Annotated in this window: 2 protein-coding genes; both read right to left on the reverse strand. The window is 70.3% G+C overall.

The window, feature by feature from the left end:
• A partial coding sequence (locus TW83_RS16520; RefSeq protein WP_045983880.1) for a hypothetical protein occupies positions 1–287 on the reverse strand: 287 nt, incomplete at its 3' end.
• Between the two features lie 10 nt (positions 288–297).
• Positions 298–892: molybdopterin cofactor-binding domain-containing protein (locus TW83_RS16525; RefSeq protein ID WP_045983881.1), on the reverse strand; the 595-nt coding region annotated here is incomplete at its 5' end.

Here is an 892-nt window from a genome sequence, read left to right on the forward strand (position 1 = left end):
CGCGCCTCGATCAACTCCTCGCCACCGTCCCCGGCCTCATCGGCCTCCTCGACCGCCGCGGCGGCGTCGTCCTGATAGGGGACGGGTTCCTCTGCCGTCTCCTCGGTCACGGCCTGGGCCTCGCGGGCGCCCGCGACCCCCTGCCCGCCCGTCGAGGCCGAGATGGCCAGCCGCGACGCATCGTCCAGCGCCTCTTCGAGGAAGGTGATCCGGTCGGCGCAATCCGCCAGCGCCGGACCGGCCAGGACAGCAAGGCCGCCGGCCAGAAGCATCTGTTTCAGGGTCATGGACATGTCCTCAGCTGCGAAGTTGATTGGCCACCGGCAGGCGGCGGATGCGGGTGCCCGTCGCGGCAAAGATCGCGTTGACGATGGCCGGGGCGACGGGCGGCAGGCCCGGTTCCCCGACGCCCCCCAAAGGCTGGTCATAGCCGCCCGAGGACACGAGATGCACGTTGATCTCCCGCGGCGCGGTCTCCATGCGGGGGATCAGGTAGGTGTCAAAGTTGTCCTGCTGCGCGCGCCCGTCCTGGAAGGTGATCTCGGCCGTCAGGGCCTGCCCCGCGCCCATGATGACCGCCCCCTCCATCTGAGAGCGGATGCGGTCGGGATTGACATGCGCGCCGCAGTCGATGGCGATCTCGACGCGCGGAATGCGCACCGCGCCGTCCACGACCTCGACCTCGGCCGCCACCGCGACATGGCTGACAAAGCTGTAATGCGCGGCGATGCCCAGGCCGCTGCCGGCGGGCATCTGGCGACCCCATCCGATCGCCTCGGCCACGGTTTCGGTGACCGCCCGCAGCCGTCCGGTGTCGATGGGATAGCGCGCCGGATCCTCGCCATAATTCCAGACATCGCCGATCTCGCTCGGGTCGATGAGGCGGGCGGGG

The organism is Paracoccus sp. S4493 (assembly GCF_000967735.1).
Classification (GTDB): domain Bacteria; phylum Pseudomonadota; class Alphaproteobacteria; order Rhodobacterales; family Rhodobacteraceae; genus Paracoccus; species Paracoccus marcusii.